This is a genomic window from Streptomyces recifensis, assembly GCF_002154615.1.
Classification (GTDB): domain Bacteria; phylum Actinomycetota; class Actinomycetes; order Streptomycetales; family Streptomycetaceae; genus Streptomyces; species Streptomyces griseoluteus.
Window position 1 is genome coordinate 1 of record NZ_MUNH01000404.1, and the last position, 3,671, is coordinate 3,671.

Sequence of the window (3,671 nt, forward strand, 5' to 3'; positions counted from 1 at the left end):
GTGGGGGACTGGGTCGGGGAAGGGATGACCGTACTCATGCCCTCAAAGATGCTGGACGCAACTTCGTAGCACAATCGAGAATGCGAGTGGGATACCGTTTAGGATCGCTTACATGTTGAACTTGGAGCGCCTGCGCACCCTGCACGCCTTCGCCCGGCACGGCTCCGTCAGCGCCGCCGCCGAGACGCTGCATGTGACCACGTCCGCGGTGTCCCAGCAGCTCGGCAAGCTGGAGCGGGAGGCCGGGCAGCGGCTGCTCGCCAAGAACGGGCGCGGCGTGCGCCTCACCGACGCCGGGCGCCTGCTGTCCGAGCACGCGGCCCGCATCCTCTCCCAGGTCGAGCTGGCCCAGTCCGACCTGGAGGCGCACCGCGGCCAGGTGGCGGGGGAACTCAGGATGTCCGCGTTCCCCACCGCGGCCCGTGGCCTCTTCCCCGCCGCGCTCGCCGCACTGCGTGCCCAGCACCCCGCCCTGCGGCTCCGCTCCTGTGAGCTGGAGCCGGAACTCGGCGTCGCCGGGGTCGCCCGCGGCGACCTGGACCTCGCGGTCGTCCTCGACTGGTACAACAAGCCGATGCCGGTGCCCGACGGCCTGGTCAAGGAACCCCTGCTGGACGACCCCGCCGAGGTGGCCCTGCCCGCCGGACACCCGCTCGCGGGCCGGGACGAGGTCGACCTCGCGGAGTTCGCCGGGGACGAGTGGATCACCTGGGGCGAGGGCGAGTTCTGCCACGAGTGGCTGCTGTTCACCCTGCGCTCCAAGGGCGTCGAACCCATCGTCGGCCATCGCGCGGGCGAGACCCACACCCAACTGGCGCTGGTCGCCGCCGGACTCGGGGTGTGCATCGCGCCCCTGCTGGGCCGCGACCCCGTACCGCCCGGCGTCGTCCTGGTGCCGCTCAAGCAGCGGGTGCGGCGGCACGTCTACGTGCTGTGGCGCGCGGACGCCGACCGGCGCCCCTCGATCCGGGCCGCCGTCGACGCCCTGCGCACGGCGGCCGCGCGGCTCGGCCGAACCCTCAACGCCCGCTGAGCTTGCGGAAGTCCCAGGAGACGACCTTCTCCGGGGTCAGCCGGGCCCAGGCGTGCCGTCCGTCGTGCGGCATCTCGTCCATACCGAAGTTCTTCCGGGCGAACAGCGTCTCCACCGTGTCGAGTTCGGCGCACAGGTCACCCGTACGGGGCACCTCGCCCACGAACTCCACCCGCCCGGACAGCTCGGCCCCTCGCAACTGGTCGTACTCCTCACCGGAGTCGACGACCACCGCCACCCGCGCGTCGTGCCGGAGCTGGGTCCAGCGTCTGCTGCGCACCACGGAGTAGAGCCACAGCGAGGTGCCGTCCCAGACGAACCACAGCGCGCTCACGTGCGGGGTGCCGTCCGCCGAGACGGTCGCCACCCGGCAGGTGCGCTGACTGGTCAGGAACTCGTCCAGCTCACCGGGCGTCATCATGATCTTCCGGCCCCGGCGCTGCTGCGTGACGGTCATGCGGCCCCCCCTTCCCGGTCAGGCCAGCTTGATCTCGTCGCCGGACACGCTGATCTTCTGCTCGGGCAGCGGGGCCGTGGCCGGTCCCTGTTTCACGCTGCCGTCGGCCACCGAGAAGTGGCTGTTGTGGCACGGGCAGACGATCACCCCGTCCGCGACACTGCCCACCGCGCACCCCTGGTGCGTGCACTTGGCGGAGAACGCCTTGTACGTACCGGCGCTGGGCTGCGTGACCACCACCCCCTGGTCCTTGAAGATCTTGCCGCCGCCCTCGGGGATGTCGGCCGTCCTGGCGAGGGCGTCCCCGGCCGAACCGGAGCCGGCCGCGTCCGAGTCGCCGTCTCCCGAACCGCACGCCGCCAGCGCCACGGTGAGGCCGGCGGCTCCCGCCGCCGCGATCACGGTACGCCGGTCCGGGCCGGCAGTGGGTCGGGGCGTTGCGCTGGTCATGGGCGTTTCCTTCCGCCTGGGTGAGCGTTCTTGATCCGTCCAGGGGTACGGCCCCGTGGCACCTGACGTTCACCGACGGCCCCGATCCTCGCCGCCCGGGCATGAGGACGGCGTAAGAGGCGGCCCCCGGATCAACTCCCGTTGAGCGGCGCCCAGGTGTGCACCCAGGTCAGCAACTCCGGCGTGTGCAGCGCGGGTACCCACAGGTCGGCACGGTGCGCGTCGTCCCCGTCCGGCCGGGGGCCGACGCCCAGGACGCGCAGCCGGGCGCGGCGGGCCGACTCCACGCCGGTCAGGGAGTCCTCGACGGCCAGCGCCTCCTCCGCGTCCACCCCGCACAGCCGGGCCGCCGTCTCGTACACGTCCGGCCACGGCTTGGGGCGGACCGTGCCGGTGTCGCCGGCCGGCGTCGGTGAGGGGACGACGATGTGCGCGAAGTGGGCGCGCAGACCGGCCCGTTCGAGACTCGCCTCCACCACCTCCGCGGGGCAGTTGCTCGCCACGGCGAGGGGGAGTCTGCCGGAGAGCAGCCGCACGAGGTCGACGGCGCCCGGCATCGTCACCGGGTCGTCCGCGACGAGGTCGAGGAAGTGGTGGAGGAGGGCGGCCGTCAGGTCCGTGGTCAGCTCGGGCTTGTGCACCGCCTCGGCCATCAGCCGCCCGCAGTCGGCGTAGTGCACCCCCTTGGCCCGGTCGGCGAAGCCCGGCGGGGGCTGGAGGCCGAAACCCCGGAAGGCCCGGCCGCGGGCCTCCTGCCAGTGGCGTTCGCTGTCCATCAGCGTGCCGTCGCAGTCGAAGACGACGGCCTTGGGGGACCAGCTCAGCATTTGATGGCCCGTGGTGGACACAATGACCTCCCTGGAACGGGCATTCCCGGCATAGCTCGGGAAACGGAAACATCGTGGCCGCTACGTTATTTGCGCGCTCAGAGTGAGGAAATGACTACAAGGAGTTATCGACGGTGAGGGGTTTCGGGGTGTATGCACCCTCTGGGTACCTGGCGGCGGGAGTTGCCGCCGAGGCCGCCAATGGCAAGGCGCGCAAGCACAGTTGAGTCGCGTTCACCACGGAGACGACCCCGATGCACGACCGCCGCCGCTCCGCCGGCGAAGCACTCAAACGGAGGGGTTGCGCACCCTTTACCACTCGCCCGCGTTCATCCTCGAAAGAAATGCGCAATTACCGCGCGAGTGTGGTTGCAGTTGCTCCCGGCGCACGCGGGCGCACTACATTCTTCGGCGTCAGGAACATTGAGCGAGGGTGGACGGGACGTTGCAGGAACGCGCCAGGGCAACGCGCCGATCACTCCTGGAGGCGGCCGCCTCCCTCTTCGCCGAACGCGGGTACGCGGGCACCAGCGTCAACGACATAAGCAGCAGGTCGGGGCGGACGAGCGGTGCCGTGTACTTCCACTACGCGAGCAAGGAGGGCATCGCCCTCGCCGTCGTCCGGGATCGTTTCGCCACCTGGCCGGAACTCACCGCCCGGTATACGAACGACACGGTCCCGCCGATGGACCGGCTCGTCGCGCTGAGCTACGACATCGCCAAGGCTCTCGCCGAGGATCCCGTGACCCGTGGGGGCGCCAGGCTGTGGGCGGAGCGCGAGGTCATCAACGCCACGCTCCCCGACCCCTTCGCCCTCTGGACCGCCGCCACCACCCGCCTGCTGGCCCAGGCGCGGGCCACCGGTCACCTGGCCCCGCACATCCGGCCCGCCCCCACCGCCCGC

The 3,671-nt window shown here is 71.3% G+C and carries 5 protein-coding genes; 2 read left to right on the forward strand and 3 right to left on the reverse strand.

The window, feature by feature from the left end; genetic code table 11:
- Nucleotides 1–112: 112 nt before the first annotated feature.
- Nucleotides 113–1,033, forward strand: coding sequence for a LysR family transcriptional regulator (locus CCN33_RS20855; RefSeq protein ID WP_086695090.1), 921 nt, complete (start codon nt 113–115; stop codon nt 1,031–1,033).
- Here the strand turns inward: CCN33_RS20855 and CCN33_RS20860 are convergent.
- The 3 genes from CCN33_RS20860 to CCN33_RS20870 all read right to left on the reverse strand — a co-directional run bounded on the left by CCN33_RS20860 (nt 1,020) and on the right by CCN33_RS20870 (nt 2,767).
- Nucleotides 1,020–1,490, reverse strand: a complete 471-nt coding sequence (locus CCN33_RS20860) for a pyridoxamine 5'-phosphate oxidase family protein (protein WP_086695091.1) — start codon at nt 1,488–1,490, stop codon at nt 1,020–1,022. The genes CCN33_RS20855 and CCN33_RS20860 overlap by 14 nt on opposite strands.
- 18 nt (nt 1,491–1,508) lie before the next feature.
- Complete coding sequence (locus CCN33_RS20865; protein ID WP_086695092.1) at nt 1,509–1,940, reverse strand: Rieske (2Fe-2S) protein; 432 nt, start codon at nt 1,938–1,940, stop codon at nt 1,509–1,511.
- A gap of 131 nt (nt 1,941–2,071) precedes the next feature.
- A complete protein-coding gene (locus CCN33_RS20870; protein WP_401126584.1) occupies nt 2,072–2,767 on the reverse strand; it encodes an HAD family hydrolase in 696 nt (231 codons plus the stop codon).
- 433 nt (nt 2,768–3,200) lie between these two features.
- Here CCN33_RS20870 and CCN33_RS20875 point away from each other — a divergent pair.
- Nucleotides 3,201–3,671, forward strand: a 471-nt coding sequence (locus CCN33_RS20875; RefSeq protein WP_208621817.1) for a ScbR family autoregulator-binding transcription factor, incomplete at its 3' end; no start/stop codon positions are given.